This is a genomic window from Psychromonas sp. B3M02 (genome assembly GCF_003318165.1).
Lineage (GTDB): Bacteria > Pseudomonadota > Gammaproteobacteria > Enterobacterales > Psychromonadaceae > Psychromonas.
The window spans coordinates 37,147-54,808 of sequence record NZ_QOCB01000039.1 but is presented as its reverse complement, the minus strand read 5'-3'; the positions used below and the strand labels follow the sequence as shown (position 1 = coordinate 54,808).

The window sequence follows — 17,662 nt, the reverse complement described above, 5'->3', positions numbered from 1 at the left end:
AGGTTGCTATGAAAGTATTAATTACAGGGAAGGGCGGTCAGCTCGCGTGGGAATTAGAGAAGCTAGCACCACAAGGCATACAATTACTTAGTTGTTCAGTTGAAGAGCTTGATATCACCAATGCAGATCAAGTGAATCAAACCATCACGCAATTTCAACCTGATGTTGTTATTAATGCCGCTGCTTATACTGCCGTCGATAAAGCTGAAAGTGATACAGAAACCGCTTACGCTGTGAACGACTTGGGCAGTGAATATATCGCTACTGCTTGTAAAAAGGTATCAGCAAAACTGATCCATGTCTCTACCGATTTTGTCTTCGATGGCACGAAAACCACTCCTTATCAAACGGATGATCCCGTTAATCCTATTAATGTTTATGGCGCATCAAAGCTAGCCGGCGATCGTAAAGTCAATACTATTCTAGGTGAACAAGCGACTATCATTCGTACCGCTTGGGTCTACTCCGTCAATGGCAATAACTTCGTTAAAACCATGCTACGTTTAATGGCTGAAAAAGAGCAACTAGGCATCGTTTATGATCAAGTCGGCACCCCAACCTGGGCAAAAGGCTTAGCAGAAATGATCTGGTCGTTAGTAGATAAAAGTGGCAAGGTACAAGATGAAAGGAACAAGGAAAACATTGAACCTTTAAGCGAAGTGCCCTTGAACCTTTCTTCTTCAGCCACCCTGCTACACTGGACTGATGCCGGCGTGTGTTCATGGTATGACTTTGCGGTAGCCATTCAAGAACTGGCCATTGAAAAAGGTATGTTGGATAAAGCCATCCCAGTACGACCAATTCCCGCTAGCGCCTACCCAACACCAGCAACAAGACCCAGCTTTAGCGTCATCGATAAAAGTACTGCAGAACAAGCGAGTGGCGTAGAAACAAAGCATTGGCGCAAGCAGCTATCAACTATGATGGATGAACTCGCCGAAAGTGAGAGGTAAAAGGTACAAGGTTAAAGGAATAAGGTGCAAGGAGCGAGGTTAAAGGTATAAGAGTTCGGGTGCAAGGTGAGGACTATTGTTCTTTGAACCTTTTTTATATTAAGGGGGGCTCATGCGATTTGAAGATTTAGATGTGTGGAAACGTTCTGCCAGGTTATCTGCTGAAATATATAAATATTTCCAAGCTTCAAAAGACTTTGGCTTTAAAGATCAAATCACACGCTCCTCACTTTCAGTTCCATCTAATATTGCAGAGGGCTATGAAAGAAAAAGTGACAAAGAGTTTGTTAACTTTCTGTCGTATGCCAAAGGCTCATGCGGTGAGCTAAGAACTCAAATTTATATTGGTATTAAAATTAACTACATAGAAAAAGAAATAGGCATGCTTTGGGTAAAAGAAGCAGAAGAAATATCAAGAATGATAGCGGGTTTAATGGCAGTGAAAAAGGGAAGTTGAAGGTGCAAGGTTAAGGGTGCTTCGCTTCAAGATGCAAGGAATAAGGTACAAGGCGCAAGCTTTAAGGAACAAGGCGCAAGCTTTAAGGAACAAGGCACAAGATGGAAGGCATAAGGCGATAACTGTTTTCCTTGAACCTCGAGAAAGAGGTAAGTGTGCTTCGCTTCAAGATGCAAGGAACAAGGCGCAAGCTTTAAGGAACAAGGCATAAGGCGCAAGGAGCAAGATGGAAGGCATAAGGTGATAACTGTTTTCCTTGAACCTTTTACCTTGAACCTCGAGAAAGAGGTAAGTGTGCTTCGCTTCAAGATGCAAGGAGCAAGGCATAAGGTGATAACTGTTTTCCTTGAACCTTTTAACTTTTACCTTGAACCTTGTCTCTTGAACCTTGAGTCTCTCACAAAGAATACAATTTTAAGCTCAAAAGGTAGTAACAAGATATGGAAAAACGAAACTTATTAGTAACTGGCGGTGCTGGTTTTATCGGCGCAAACTACGTTCTATATTGGCTTGCAAACAACCCACAAGACAAAATTGTGGTATTAGACGCCTTAACCTATGCAGGTAATCGCGAAAGCTTAGCGTCTGTTGAAGATAACTCAAATTTTGTATTTGCTCATGGCGATATTTGTGACACTGCGTTAGTAGAAAGTCTATTAAAAGAGCATAAGGTTGATACTTTAGTGCATTTTGCAGCTGAGTCTCATGTAGATCGTTCAATCACTGGGCCAGATGCCTTTATTGAAACCAATATTATTGGTACATACAGCTTATTAAAAGCAGCGAAGAAAGTATGGATTGATGATCCGAAAGCAGATGGTAAAGCGCCGCTTAAACATCGTTTCCACCATGTTTCTACGGATGAAGTCTACGGTGAATTAGGTCCTAAAGATCCAGCCTTTACCGAAGATACAGCTTACGCACCAAATTCGCCTTATTCAGCGTCTAAAGCGGCAAGTGACCATTTAGTGCGTGCTTATCATCATACTTACGGTTTAGAAGTAACGACGTCAAACTGTTCAAATAACTATGGCCCGTACCATTTCCCAGAAAAACTGATCCCATTAATCATTACTAATATCCTGCACGATAAACCATTGCCGGTTTACGGTGACGGTCAACAAATTCGCGACTGGTTATACGTAGAAGATCACGCTCGTGGTATTGAGCTTGTATTAAATAAAGGTCGTTTAGGTGAAAACTACAATATCGGTGGTCATAATGAATGGGCGAATATCGATATCGTGAAACTAGTTTGTAAGCTTATGGGGGAGTTTTTTGCTAAGGATCCGGCTCTCGCATCTCGTTTCCCGCAGGCTAAAGCCGTATTAGTAGACCAAGCTTCCTCGCTTATTACCTTTGTTGAAGATCGCGCAGGCCATGACTGGCGTTATGCGATTGATGCAACAAAAACCAATACAGAGTTAGGTTACAAACCTGTCGAATCTTTTGAAACAGGTATTCGTAAAACCATCGAGTGGTACTTAAAAAATGAGGCTTGGTGGAAGGAATTATTGTAAATGAGTATTTTTAAACTTAACAACACAATCATGAATAGTGCTTGGGGTTGTGAAAAAAGCATGACTGAGCTGTTTGGTTATGAAAATTCACACAATAAACCAATGGCTGAACTTTGGATGGGGGCGCATCCTAAAGCTCCCTCTTTGATCCAAAGTGAAGGGGAAACTATTGCGTTAGATGCCTATATCGCCTCGAAGCCTGATACCGTATTAGGCACATCATGTGCTGAGCGTTTTCACAACCGTCTGCCTTATTTATTTAAAGTGTTGTCTGCAAAGTCACCTTTATCGATTCAAAGTCACCCTAATAAGCAACAAGCTGAAGATGGGTGGGCACGTGAAAATTTGCTTGATATCCCATTGGATGCGGCACATCGTAACTATAAAGATGATAACCATAAGCCAGAATTAGTTTTTTCTATTACGGAGTATCATGCATTAAATGGGTTCAGAGAATTTGATGTCATTATTAGCCTATTTGAACGCATTGAGAGTGACCTTATTCGACCTTTATTGACTGAGTTTAAAAACCAGCAACAGTCAGCAGGGTTAAAGCAATTTTATCAAAGTATCTTAACGCATCCCGATAAAACGAAGTTCGTGGCGGAAGTATTAGAAGGTTGTGCGCAACAGTTAAACAATGAACTCCTATCGGAAGAAGCATTAAACGCTTACCAGTTAGTAATATCGTTAAATGACTATTACCCTAACGATATTGGTATTACATCAGCGTTCATACTGAATTACATTATTCTTGCGCCAAATGAAGCAATGTATTTAAAAGCAGGTACACCGCATGCTTACCTAAAGGGCACTGGGTTAGAGTTAATGGCCAATTCAGACAACGTACTGCGCGGTGGTTTAACGCCTAAACACATTGATGTCCCTGAATTAATGTCGACAACTGTGTTTGAAGCGACGCCTTTAGCGGAATTAAAATTAAAACCAAGGTTAGCACGTAATAACCAAGAGCATATTTACGTTACACCAGCCATAGACTTTCAGTTTAGTATTTTAGAGGTCACTGAAGCAGGTGGCACTATTGAGGTTAATAGTGCGGAAATATTATTTGTTGTGGAGGGGAAATTAACACTCAAAGGGGCGACAGAAAACGAGCGAGAATCATTGCTTGAAAAAGGCGATAGTTATTTTGTTTCTGCCCAATGTAAACAATATGTTGTACAAGGTAATGCAAAAATAGCAAGAGCTATAACACCTAGTGCGTAGTTAATTTTAAAAGCAGTATAACTCTGCTGAGTCATACTGCTTTGTCATTTTATAAACAATTTATGTTTTAATATTAAAGGGAAATTATGATTTTACCTGTAATTATGTCAGGCGGAAACGGGTCGAGACTTTGGCCATTATCGCGTAAACAGCACCCAAAGCAATTTCTTTCATTAGTGGGTGAAAGCACGATGTTGCAAGAAACGATCTTGCGCTTAAAAGGGTTAAAAACGCTTGCCCCTACTATTATTTGTAATAAAGGGCATCGTTTTATTGTTGCTGAACAGCTGAATGAAATTGATGCGTTAGGCGGTGAGATATTATTGGAGCCACAAGGGCGTAATACTGCTCCTGCTGTTGCATTAGCGGCAATTAAGGCGATTGAGAAAGGTTCAGATCCATTACTATTAGTGTTAGCTGCTGATCATGTTATTAGTGATGTCCCTGCTTTCCATAATGCGATAGCACAAGCTGAAAAATGTGCCAAGGAGGGACGATTAGTGACATTTGGTATCGTCCCTGATAAGCCTGAAACAGGTTACGGTTATATCCGTAGTAGTCAAAAAATTCAAGACAGTGAATGTTTGCTAGTTGAAGAGTTTGTAGAAAAACCAAACTTTGAAACCGCAACACGTTATGTTGAGTCTGGTGAGTACTTTTGGAATAGCGGTATGTTTTTATTTAAAGCCAGCACCTACATTCAAGAGCTTGAAAAACACCAACCAGAAATATTAACAGCTTGTAAAGCTGCGGTAGAAAATGCCGTCACGGATTCAGAATTTATTCGTGTTGATGCCGAATCATTTTTAACCTGTCCTGATGATTCAATCGATTACGCTATTATGGAACAAACTGAACATGCTGCTATGGTGCCTTTAAATGCCGGTTGGAGTGATGTTGGTTCATGGTCTTCTATTTGGGAAGTCAAAGAGAAAGACCAGCAGCAAAATGTAAAACGTGGAGATATCAAAACCATTGATACCAGTGGTTGTTTAATTGATGCACGTGACAAATTGGTTGCGACGGTTGGTGTGAATAATTTAGTGATCATTGAAACCAGTGATGCCGTGTTAGTGGCCGATCAGTCACGAGTACAAGACGTTAAAAAAATAGTAGAAGAACTTAATAGAGAAAAGCGTTCTGAGTCAGTACAACATAGAACGGTTTATCGCCCTTGGGGCCACATCAATCTATTACAACGTGGTGAGCGTTATAAGTCTAAGCAGGTGACGATTAAACCGCATGCGCGTTTATCTTTACAAATGCATTATCACAGAGCTGAGCATTGGATTGTGGTATCGGGTACTGCAAAAGTATTGTGTGACAACAAAGAGTCATTAATTACTGAGAATCAATCCACGTATATTCCAATTGGTGCAGCACATGCCATTGAAAATCCAGGTAGCATTCCTTTAGTGATGATGGAAGTGCAAACAGGATCCTATATTGCACAAGATGATATAGTGCGCTTAGAAGATTTATATGGTTTTGATAAAGATTAAACTGAATTTTTAAAGTTAGAATGTGGCTATTTTCGTATGTATATAAATGAAAATAGCCACCCTATATTTATACTGTATGTAGTTTAAAGTTTAACTCTAATGGTTGTAGGTTGTTATGAAGCTTATTGTTCATATTGGTACAGAAAAAACTGGAACTAGCTCTATTCAAAATGCTTTATTTGAAAATAAAGTGCTGCTTTTAAAAGCCGGTTTTTATTTTTCACAATGTGCAGGTAACAGAAATAACATACAATTTCCGTTAAGTTGCATGGGCCATGACCGAGAAGATGAAGACCACTACTTTACTAGAAACGGCATAACAACTAGCCAGCAAAGAGGGCAATACTACAACGATTTAAAAAAAAATTTTGTAGATGAAGTAAATGCTTTAAAAGATATACATACAGTCATTATAAGCAGCGAACATTTTCACTCTTTGTTAGTGAACGTGCAAGAGGTAGAAACCTTTAAGGCTTTGCTGGGTAATATGTTTTCTAGTATAAAAATAGTGTGTTACTTAAGGGATCAAGTAGCTACTTGTATATCGCATTACTCCACTAGAATAAAAACAGGTGATAGCGATGAATTAAGTACTTTTATTCAAAGGTGCTCACCACAAAATCCTTATTATAACTATCTTGATTTGCTTGATAGGTGGAGCGCTGTATTTGGTAAAAGTAATTTAGTTGTTGACTTATTTGATAAAAAAAATCTTAAAAATAATGATATAGTCGATGATTTTTTTTACAAAATAGAGTTTGATGCACCGCAAGCTAAAATTGTACGCTCAAAGCAAATTAATCAATCACTTAATTACATAGGTCAGTGTTTGTTAAAAGCAATAAACAGTGACCCAACTATAAAAAAACCGCTTAATCCTGCTGTTAGTAAGTTTATAGATACGCAGTATTCAGGGAAGGCGGGAAATGTTGATGGGCCAACATATCAACGCCTATTTCAACAATTTAAAGTGATTAATACCCAAGTTGCGTTGAAGTATTTTAATAAAAAAACGCCGATGTTTTTGCCTTCTCTACCCCAAGAAAAGCATAAAAATGAGGAGGCTGAACAAGTGATTAAAGATTTATTCCCGTTAATACAATTACTAATATGTTCAACAACTGATGATATTTATGCTGATATATGCAGAGATGTTGCAATTAAACTTGAAAATGCGGAAATAGATGCAGCTTATAATTTAATGAGTCTAGCGCACAAAATAAGGCCAGAAGGGCCTACCATTAAAAGTAAATTACGGCTCTATAGCGGCTTAATTAATGAAGCAACTAAACTATAAATAAGGTGAAATAAGTAATGAAACTTATTGTTCATATAGGAACTGAAAAAACAGGGACAAGCTCTATCCAAGAGGCTTTACAAAGTAATAGAGCTCTACTTATTAAAAATGGGTATTACTTCTCACAATGTGGCGGTAAAATTAATAACTTAAAGTATCCCCTTTATTGTATGGATGAAAGCCGAGATGATCCTTACTTTAAAAATAATAATATTAACACTATAGAAAAAAGGCGAGAGTTTAAAAGTAACTTTGAACAAGCCTTCGAAAATGAAGTTGAAAGTCTACCTAGCAATATTCATACAGTAATAATTAGTAGTGAACATTTTCATTCATTATTAATTAATCAATCTGAAGTTGACTTAATGAAAAGTTTGGTAGCAAAATATTTCAATGACGTAAAGGTCATTTGTTATCTTAGAGAGCAGGTAAATACTTGTTTATCACATTACTCAACAAGTATAAAAACAGGAGGGTCTAGTGAATTAAGTAACTTTATAAAAAAATGCTCACCACAAAACCCTTATTACAACTACCTTGATTTACTTGATAGGTGGAGCGCTGTATTTGGTAAAAGTAATTTAATTGTTGGCTTGTTTGATAAAAAAACACTTAAAAATAACGATATAGTCGACGACTTTTTTTACAAAATAGAGTTTGATACATCCCAAACCAAAATTATACGTTCACAACAAACTAATCAATCACTTAATTACATTGGTCAGTGTTTGTTAAAAGCAATAAACAGTGACTCAGCAATAAAAAAACCACTTAGCCCAGCGGTTAGCAAGTTTATACATGTTCAGTATTCAGGCAAAGGGGAGAATGTTGATGAAACTACATACCAAAAACTATTCCAACAATTTAAAGTGATTAATACCCAAGTTGCCTTAAAGTATTTTAATAAAAAAACGCAGTTGTTTATGCCATCTCCACCTCAAAAAAGTTATAAAAATGAAAATGTCGAACATGTAGTCAAAGATTTATTACCGTTAATACAATTGCTATTAAGTTCAACAATTGATGATAGTTATGCTGATGTATGCAGAGATGTAGCAATAAAATTTGAGAATACGGAAATAGATACAGCTTATAAGTTAATGAGTCTAGCACATAAAATAAGGCCAGAAGGACCTACCATTAAAAATAAATTACAGCTCTATAGCGACTTAATTAATGAAACGACTAAACTATAAAATAAGGTGAGATAAGTAATGAAACTTATTATTCATATTGGTACTGAAAAAACAGGTTCTTCATCAGTACAACAATGGGGCTCACAAAATAGAGAACTATTGAAAGAGGCTGGTGTGTTTTATTCCGAGTCATTAGGTGTGCTCGATCATAGAAAAGCAAGTGTGTATGCTCGCTTATCGAACGAACCTGATGATGGTTTTACTCGCTATGGTATTGAAAGCGTAGACCAACACGAGCAATTTAAGCGCCAGGTTGAGCAAGATTTAGCTAAAGAAGTTGAGTGTGCTCAAAGTCTAAATAGCCGTTACTTTTTTGTATCGAGTGAGCATTTTCACTCCAGAATCGATAATATCGCTATGGTTGAAGAGGTAAAGAAGCTATTTACTCCTTACTTTGACGATATAGAAATACTTGCTTATATCAGGCCCCAAGCAGAATTATTCCAAAGTCGAGTCTCAGTAAATATTCGTAATTTAGATATATTTGAAAGTGAGCTTGATAATAAGTGGCAAAAAGATATTACTTATTTTGATAATTTTGCTATGTGGCAACGTTGGTCAACGGTATTTAATCAAGTTACATTTAAGCCCTTTAACAAACACAAAAATGTTGTTGCAGATATAGCTGAAATAGTTGGTGTAGGTTTAGCCGACTTTGAAACCCCTGCGAGGGTAAACGAAAAACTCGACTATAGAATGGGGTTAATTGCTCATCAATTAAATGAAGCAATTGAATCAATCTCAATGAAAAAAGAATTACTTAACTTATATTTTGAACAAATAGAGTGTAAGGAGCCTATAACCATATCGAGAGCGCTTGCGTCGAAAATTAATGCGTTTTATCGAGAGTCGAACTTAAAGTTTTGTGAAGCTAACCCTCATTTTTCACTTACTGATGTTGAAGCTGATTTAAAAAAGTTTCCTGTTGATGGGACTGCTGAAAAAATGTTTGAGCAAAGCGATACTATTGAATTTTTAGTGGAAATACTAATACGTAATTATTGCGAAATTAATATTGCACAGTGTGAAAATGAGTTTATAAAAATAGAACGTGCATTAGCAAGGGGGAATCCGAGTAATGCAGCTGCTTTTAGAGTGAAATTACTTAGTTTATTAGCAAAGTTTGATGGTATTAATTTTGAAAGTAAATACAACTTAAAACGCGTTAGCGATAAAGTGAACGCGTTAAAAACTAAGTTACAGACAGTAAAAATATAAGGCATGGAATAATGAAAGTTTGGGTAGATGGACAATGTTTTCAAACAGGCAGTAATGTGCGCGGAATTGGCCGTTATGTTATTGATTTTATAAAAAAGATGGCAGAAAAGGAAGTTGATCTAGTTGTCTCTTTAAATGGTTCAATGAAACAGGAGACCGTTGCAGCAAGGCACTATATCAAAAAGGTTGTTCCTGATTGTGATATACAGATTTGGTACGGTATTACACCTGATGGAGAAGTTAGACGAGGTTACTGTACAGAGCGCATGACAGATGAGCATATTTTAGCCGATCATATTAATATGATTAAGCCTGACATTGCGATTTCCCCTAGCCCTTTCGAAGGTTCTGTTGATTGCTCTAACCCCTTTATTAAGACTGCCTATGTTGATAAAAGTATTTTAACGTCATGCATTTTTCATGATGCGATTCCACATCGATACCCTGATGTTTATTTACAAGATGAGAATGCTCATAAATTGTATTATCGTCGTTTTGATGAAATTGCTAACTTTGATGTGGTGCTGTGTAACTCTCAATTTACTGAAGATGAGTACCAAGATATTTATCAACAAAAAAATAGTGTTGCCATCTCAGCGGGTTTATCTGATGAAATTCAATCTCTCATCAATGACTGGGTTTATGATGAAAACTCACTGGCTCAACAGTATGGTGATTATATAGTCTATGTAGGCGGCATGGACTGGCGTAAAAACGTGCCTTGTTTAGTCAAAGGCATGGCTAATTTACCTGCATGTCGTTCAGGTGAATTAAAATTAGTGTTAGTAGGGGATTTTGGTGATGAATATATTACACCTTTACGTGCTATTTTTGATGAATATGATATTCCACAAACTTGTTTAGTAACGACCGGTTATATCTCTGATAAAGAGCTTGTTGATCTCTATAAAAATGCTGTTGCTGCTGTTCAACCTTCACGTATGGAAGGTTTTGGTTTAGGTGCATTAGAGGCAATGGCTTGTGGTACTCCTTTCTTTTCGGCTGCGGGCGGTGCGGTTGAAGAAGTGGTACAAAATGAAGCACAATTATTTGATCCTGATGTTCACCATACACTGACCCATCTTTTACAAAAATTATTATCAGAGCCTCAATTTAAAGAAGCCATTATTAGCCACGGTTATCATCGAGCGTCGACCTTCTCTTGGGAAAAAGCGGTTGACTTAAGTATTGATGCATTTTACAAGGCGTTAAATAAACGTCCAGTTTCACCTTCTACGGAAGTTTTAGCTGACAACTTTGTTGAAAATGAAGTTGAGTCCCGCCTTATTATGGATGTGACATCAACGGCACAAAGCCCTGTGTTATCAGGCATTCAGCGTGTGATGCATAACTTATCAAAAGCAGCCTTAAAACAAAATGCAACTGAGCATAATCAAACAGTTTTAAGTTATTGTCGAGATGCTTCTGGTTGGTATGCTCTGTCTGAATTAAGTAAACCTGCCGTCAAACTAACGCCTCAAAATAGAATTGCATTTCAACGTAATGACTCATACTTATTGCTGGATAGTTCTTGGACCTTCATTGAAGGGCAAGAGCCTAGATTAGCCGATGCGTTAGTCTGCGGTGAAGAAGTGGTACATGGTATTCATGATATTGGACCGTTAACCATGTCGGCGATGACTGATGAAGGTATGCCGCCGGCGTTTAGACGTTGGTTTGAATTTGTACTGGGGTATTCAACGGGGATTGTCTGTGTTTCACGCGCGGTAGCCGACGAAGTTTATCAGCTTATTGAAGATATTAAATTACCTCGTCCAATGAAAATTGGTTACTTTCGTTTAGGGGCTGATTTTGCTGATGTTGAGCCTGATGCTGCTGAACTTGGTTTTGTTAAAACGCGTCCGACCTTTTTAATGGTAGGGACTATTGAACCACGCAAAGGGCAATACTACGGTTTAAAAGCCTTTGAGAAATTATGGGAACAAGGTGTTGACGTTAACTTAGTGATTGTGGGTAAAGCAGGTTGGGATACAAAACTACTACAAGCGATGCTGGAAAATCACCCTGAACGAGAAAAACGTCTGTTTTGGCGTCAAGGCATCTCCGATGCTGGATTAGCTGCCGTTTACCAAGAAGCTGATGCGCTTATTATGACCTCTTACCTTGAAGGGTTTGGTTTACCTGTGGTCGAAGCGGGGCGTAAAAACTGCCCTGTTATTTTGGCTGATTTACCGGTATTCCGTGAAGTTGGTGAAGGGGCGCCTAAAGCCACTTATTTTGAGACAGGCTCTGCTACATCGTTGGCAAATACGATTGTAGAATATATTGAGACCGAGTTAGATGATGACCTCAAATCAGTTGAAGTGAGCTGGCCAAGTTGGGATGAAAGTGCACAGGAAATTAAAGACGTTGTGTTAAATGGTAACTGGCATAAATATTATGAGCCTGAACAAGTATTACCAAATACACGTTTTGATGATGTTGGTGAAATTTATACACTTAAAGCGTTAAATGAGCATGAAACAGCACATTCATTGAATATTGCAGAAGGACCATTCTTGTCAGATGACGGTTCTCACTTACGTATTGCTGTTGCGGTGAAAAATTTAAGTGAAAATTTGTGGTCAAGCAATTTAGGACATCCTGCAGGTAGAAATATCAATCTGAGTTATCATTTATATGATAAGGCCGGAAACATTTTAAATTACGATAACCCACGCACTCATATACCGTTTGTATTGCCAGTGGGTAATGAAATTATTATGCCAATTCGTGTGGATACAGATTGGTTACTAAAAGGTGCTCACTCTGTTGGTATAGAGCTTGTGCAAGAAGGTGTTCGTTGGTTTGGTAATGAGTTAAATCTATTATTGACACAGCCTTATGTGGCTGATGCTCATGTAGAGCTTGCTCCGGCAGAGGTTAAGTTAAGTGCGCCTCAATTGGTTTATTTCCGTGGACCTTTTGGGCCCGCTTTAGACACAGAGCAATACTTTTTATTCTCTGTGATTAATAGTGAAAAGTTTGCTTTACCTTATTACGACCAAGATAAAGCGCCACTCTTTACTTATGCTTTAGTGGATAAAGAAGGTAATAAATCTAACAAAGGTGTTTGGGCTGTTAGTCACTTTGATTGTGTTGAAGCTTATAATTCTGGTTATATTGGTCTATTTACTAATGCTAAGCATATTGAAGCTTCTGAATTTATTGAAGTTACTTATCAAGATCACGCGTGGCGTTTTGATCTAGCAACTCATGAAATTGAGCAATTAAAAGTTGAGCCTAAAGTTCAGGTTGACGACTTTGCTTGGATGGAACCATTAACTGCTGATAATGCGACAACTCAAGAATTATCTGCGTCATTTTCATCAGACTCCGCTATTACATTACGTGGCTTTAATGAGTTAGAAGGCTCGCATGTGTGGATGTCTGAAATGACTGGTGAAATCGATATCAGCAACTTGATTAAAGAAAAAACATTAATGACTAAAGTGAGAGTCGTTTGTTCTCCATTTAAACAAATTCAAGGTCCTGTTGAACTTCATCTCTTTTTTGGCAAACAACTCATTGAGAATAAAATTATTTCAAGTGATTTTATGGAATACATCTTCGACATTAATAAAGACCAAATGCGCGCGTTAATTAAAAATCAATATCGTATTAAGTTTGTTACTAATGGTCATGCTCAAGAGCTCGGTGGAGAGCGTATGCTGTCAATCTGTTTTGCGAATATTTCATTCACCACCCTGAACGCTAATAAATAGTTAAGGTTTATATTTTTATGTTAATAACATCTCAAGTAATTAAAGCATCAGGCGTTGGCTTTGGCACAAGTGGTGCTCGTGGGTTAGTAACTGATTTTACTAGTAATACATGTGCAGCTTTTACTGCTGCATTTATCGATGTCATGAAAGGTGGTTTTGACTTCACTAAAGTGGCACTAGCAATAGATAATCGTCCAAGTAGCCCTGACATCGCAAAAGCTTGTGCAGCAATGCTGGTTCAAGTAGGGCTGGAAGTTGTCTATTACGGTGTTGTCCCTACTCCTGCGTTAGCTGCAACTGCAATGGCAGAGAAAATACCATCAATTATGGTGACGGGAAGTCATATTCCTTTTGATAGAAATGGGCTTAAATTTTATCGTCCAGATGGTGAAATCGACAAGCAAGATGAGGCGTTGATATTAGATAATAATGCTTCATTTGAAGAGATTACCTCTCTTGATGAGTTAAGTGTTAACCCGGCGGCTGCAGAGCAATATATCGAACGTTACACATCGTTATTTGATCATGGTGTATTGGCGGGTAAAAAAGTAGGTATCTACGAGCATTCAAGTGCTGGTAGAGACTTGTATGCTGATATTTTTACTAAACTAGGCGCTAGCGTTACTGCATTAGAACGTTCGGATGTGTTTGTCCCTATTGATACTGAAGCGGTAAGTGATGAAGACGCGCTTAAAGCACGTAACTGGTCTACCGAACATCAATTCGATTTTATTTTTTCTACGGATGGTGATGGCGATAGACCATTAGTGGCTGATGAAAATGGCGATTGGTTAAGAGGCGATATTTTAGGGCTTCTTTGTGCGCAATTACTTGACATTGAAGCGCTTGCAATACCTGTTAGTTGTAATACTGCTGTTGAAAAGTCTGCTAGTTTTAAACAAGTTACTCGTACAAAGATTGGTTCTCCTTACGTCATTGCGGAGTTTGCTACATTAAACTCAGAGTTTGCTAGTGTTGCAGGTTTTGAGGCAAACGGTGGCTTTTTGTTAGGTTCAGATATTACGATTAATAATAGTCGTTTAACTGCGTTACCAACGCGAGATGCTGTTCTTCCTGCGATAGTGTTATTGGCATCAGCAAAGCAAGTTGGTGTATCTCAATTGGTTGCAAGTCTACCACAGCGCTTTACTGCAAGTGACCGTATTAAAGAGTTTGAGACTCAACGTAGTCTGTCAATTATTGCTGAAGGTATTAATGACCCGAAAGCGCTATTAGCACAGCTTGGTTATGATGATTCCGTTACTCATGTTGATGTCACTGACGGCTTACGTTTAACACTGGATAATAATGATGTTGTTCATTTACGCCCATCAGGTAATGCACCTGAATTGCGTTGTTATGCAGAAAGTGAGACAGAAAAGCAAGCAAGGGCTTACGTTCAACAAGTATTAACTAAAATACAATTGATATAACTTTTATTATATAGACGTTAATTTTTTGAATTAAAAGGGAAAATTGGATTTTCCCTTTTTTATAAGATTTATTTTAATCAGTATAACTGCTATAACAAGGTTGCTAACTTAGGCGCTTTATTAAATTATCAATTATTTAGTGTGAGCAATTGACAGGTTATACACTCAACTAATTTACTCAATTAGTATTTTGTAGGTGATGAATCAGGTGTGATTGCATATCAGATCAGATTCTTTACTGGGTTAAGTAGATAATTTAGGAGCTTGTTAGTGTTCTTTCCGCTTTTAATGACCTTTAAATGTTGAAAGTATTCATTAATATCTTCACTAGAATAGATATGGAAGAAAAAGGCAAAACAAATGACAGAAGAAAAAAAAGAGCAACTTCTCGAGCACGCCTCTGAAGAAGTTACCGAAACGTTACGAGGCTCTATTGATAGTTTCGATACGGGTACAGTCAAGGGATGGGCTGTCGCTAATGAAAATAATAGATATATAAATCTACACGTTATTTGCAATGAACAAGTTATAGGCAGTGGGTGTGCCAATATTTATAGAAAAGATTTAGAGGATGCAGGTATCCACAGTGGACAACATGCATTTGAGATAACGGTAATGGATAGCTGGCCAGAATTTTTATATGGCGAAATAGAGCTAACCATTGTTGAAGCGGATACGCTACAAAAAATAGAGGCGGAGCCTAAGAAAATCCTCATAGAGGATAATGGTGTTTATGGGCAAATAGTAAGAGAAGAGCATGGCCATATTGTGACGCGCTTAGTCTCTAAAAAACCGTTAGGGGAAAAAACGGTAGAATTATTTCATGAAGATAAAGTGATTCATCGTCTAGTATTTAATACAGACCAAACTGAAATTCAAATAAGACAGCCAATTCCACTTACATTGCAAGATGGCCAACGTAAATTATTTAAAGTTGGCGTTTTAGGGACCCCTGAAATTATTGCCACTGGTTATTTCTCGGTACAGTGCATTCAAACTCCTTGGTTGTATTTGAAGGATAGCTACAATAAGCCTGGTTTTCTTGGAATGAGTAAGCAAGCAGATAGTCGTTATGAGTCACTACAATATCAATTGGATGCTTTAGCAAAAGGTGATGTAAGTGTTAACCCGGCTAATATATCTGCTATTCACCATGTTATTGTGGAAGGTTACGAAGGAAGAAAAACCTTCCCCGCTTTTACTTTACCTGAATGTCAGGAACCTGAAGTGTCGATTATTGTTCCTGCTTTTAATAAGTTTGAATTAACTTATCATTGTATTGCGTCTATTGCTTTAGCTTACAACAAAACTAAATACGAAGTGATTTTAGCTGATGACTGTTCTGATGATGAAACAGCTATCGCTGAGTCAATTATTGGAAACCTTGTTGTTTCTAGAAACACTGAAAACCTGCGTTTTTTACGTAGTTGTAATCGAGCTGCAGAAAAAGCCAAAGGCGAATTCATTATATTCTTAAATAATGATACTGAGGTGAACTCATTCTGGATTGATGAATTAATTAATAAGATGAAAAGCGACCCTGATATTGGTATGACTGGATCTAAACTACTCAATTTGGATGGTTCTTTGCAAGAAGCCGGTGGGTTAGTTTGGAAAACAGGTGAACCATGGAACGTTGGGCGCGATAGTCACCCTTTAGCGCCTGAATATAATTATGCACGAGAAGTGGATTATTTGACTGGTGCGGCTATGTGCATTCAAAGTAATATTTGGCATGGTGTAGGGCACTTTAGTGAAGAGTTAGCCCCATGTTATTATGAAGATACTGATTTAGCTTTTAAAGTAAGAGAGGCTGGTTACAAAACCGTTTATGTTCCTCATTCTGTTGTCACGCACTTTGAAGGACGGAGTCATGGGACTGATTTGAATAAAGGCTTAAAACGTTATCAAGTGGTTAACGAAGAGACGTTTAGAAAAAAATGGTTTAAAACATATAGCAATAACGGCTCTCCTAGTCTTCATAACCTTCGCTTTGATAAAGATCGTAACATTGATCAACGAGTGCTAGTTATCGATTACGCTTCACCTATGCCAAATAAAGATGCTGGTAGTTATGCTGCTATTCAGGAGATGAAGCTAATTCAGTCACTTGGATTTAAAGTGACGTTTATTCCAGCTAACTTAGCGCATTTTGGTAAGTATACAACTGATCTACAAAAAATGGGTGTAGAAGTACTCTATGCTCCATTTTATCAAAGTGTTGCTCATGTGCTTGAAGAAAGGCTTGATGAAATGGATGCGGTTTATATTACTCGTTACCATATTGCACAGGAGTATATCCCTTATATCCGTGAGCACTCAAATGCAAAAATTATCTTTAATAATGCAGATCTACATTTCCTTCGTGAGATGAGAGCTGCTTTAAAAGGTGCTAAAGATCCAAAAGCTTTAGAAAAGGCGCTAGTCACTCGAAGTGATGAGTTAGCTGTTTGTGAAAAAGTTGATGCGATTCTATGTTACAACAGCACCGAGCATGCGGTTATTACAAGCCATATTTTAGAGGCTGAAAAGTTGCATATTACCCCTTGGGTTTTAGAGGAAAAAGCACAAGGCCCAAGCTTTGATAGTCGTGAAGGTATTGCATTTTTAGGTGGTTTTAACCACACCCCTAATGGGGATGCGGTTCACTATTTAGCGCAAGAAATTATGCCATTACTGCTTAAAATACGCCCAGATATTAAGTTATATGTTTTTGGTAGTAATATGCCTGAAAAGATGAAAGAACTTGAAACTGATAATATTAAAATTGTTGGTTTTGCAGAGTCATTAGACAGTGTTTATCATGACCATAGGCTTTTTGTCGCTCCTTTATTGTCTGGCGCAGGTATTAAAGGTAAAGTATTAGAAGCAATGGCTTATAACTCCCCTACTATTTTAAGTGAAGTTGCTGCTGAAGGTACTGGATTAACGCATGGTATTAGCACCCTAATTGCGAATGAACCACAAGAGTGGGTAGATGCAATTATTAAGTTATATGATGACCCTGTATTGTGGACTAAATTTGCAGAAAATAGCCAAACCTTAGTCGAAGCGAAGTACTCCTTTGAACACGGTAAAAAAGTATTTAAAAGTATTTTTGAAAGTGTTGGTGTCTATTCAAGTAAATAAAATAT

At 37.7% G+C, this 17,662-nt stretch carries 11 protein-coding genes; all 11 read left to right on the top strand.

The annotated features are described in order from the left end of the window. Window positions 1-8 precede the first annotated feature (8 nt). A complete protein-coding gene (gene rfbD, locus DS885_RS05535) occupies window positions 9-953 on the top strand; it encodes a dTDP-4-dehydrorhamnose reductase (RefSeq protein WP_113818407.1) in 945 nt (314 codons plus the stop codon). 112 nt (window positions 954-1,065) lie between these two features. Further along, the gene (locus tag DS885_RS05530; protein WP_113818406.1) at window positions 1,066-1,410 is read left to right on the top strand and encodes a four helix bundle protein; all 345 of its coding nucleotides are present in this window, start codon (window positions 1,066-1,068) and stop codon (window positions 1,408-1,410) included. Between the two features lie 440 nt (window positions 1,411-1,850). Further along, window positions 1,851-2,930, top strand: coding sequence for a dTDP-glucose 4,6-dehydratase (gene rfbB / locus DS885_RS05515; RefSeq protein WP_113818403.1), 1,080 nt, complete (start codon window positions 1,851-1,853; stop codon window positions 2,928-2,930). Further along, on the top strand, window positions 2,931-4,157 hold the full coding sequence (gene manA / locus DS885_RS05510; protein ID WP_113818402.1) for a mannose-6-phosphate isomerase, class I: 1,227 nt from the start codon (window positions 2,931-2,933) through the stop codon (window positions 4,155-4,157). Window positions 4,158-4,246: 89 nt separating this feature from the next. Then, window positions 4,247-5,659, top strand: a complete 1,413-nt coding sequence (locus tag DS885_RS05505) for a mannose-1-phosphate guanylyltransferase/mannose-6-phosphate isomerase (RefSeq protein WP_309472381.1) — start codon at window positions 4,247-4,249, stop codon at window positions 5,657-5,659. A gap of 115 nt (window positions 5,660-5,774) precedes the next feature. Next, window positions 5,775-6,956 (top strand): hypothetical protein, encoded by a 1,182-nt coding sequence (locus DS885_RS05500; protein ID WP_113818400.1) that lies wholly within the window; start codon window positions 5,775-5,777, stop codon window positions 6,954-6,956. 17 nt (window positions 6,957-6,973) lie between these two features. Continuing rightward, complete coding sequence (locus tag DS885_RS05495) at window positions 6,974-8,152, top strand: hypothetical protein (protein WP_113818399.1); 1,179 nt, start codon at window positions 6,974-6,976, stop codon at window positions 8,150-8,152. Window positions 8,153-8,170: 18 nt separating this feature from the next. Beyond that, entirely contained in the window at window positions 8,171-9,370 is a 1,200-nt protein-coding gene (locus DS885_RS05490) for a hypothetical protein (RefSeq protein ID WP_113818398.1), read from the top strand. An 11-nt stretch (window positions 9,371-9,381) separates the two neighbouring features. Next, entirely contained in the window at window positions 9,382-13,095 is a 3,714-nt protein-coding gene (locus tag DS885_RS05485) for a glycosyltransferase family 4 protein (RefSeq protein ID WP_113818397.1), read from the top strand. A gap of 17 nt (window positions 13,096-13,112) precedes the next feature. Next, the gene (locus DS885_RS05480) at window positions 13,113-14,528 is read left to right on the top strand and encodes a phosphomannomutase (RefSeq protein WP_113818396.1); all 1,416 of its coding nucleotides are present in this window, start codon (window positions 13,113-13,115) and stop codon (window positions 14,526-14,528) included. 360 nt (window positions 14,529-14,888) lie between these two features. After that, on the top strand, window positions 14,889-17,657 hold the full coding sequence (locus DS885_RS05475; RefSeq protein ID WP_113818395.1) for a glycosyltransferase: 2,769 nt from the start codon (window positions 14,889-14,891) through the stop codon (window positions 17,655-17,657). Window positions 17,658-17,662 lie beyond the last annotated feature (5 nt).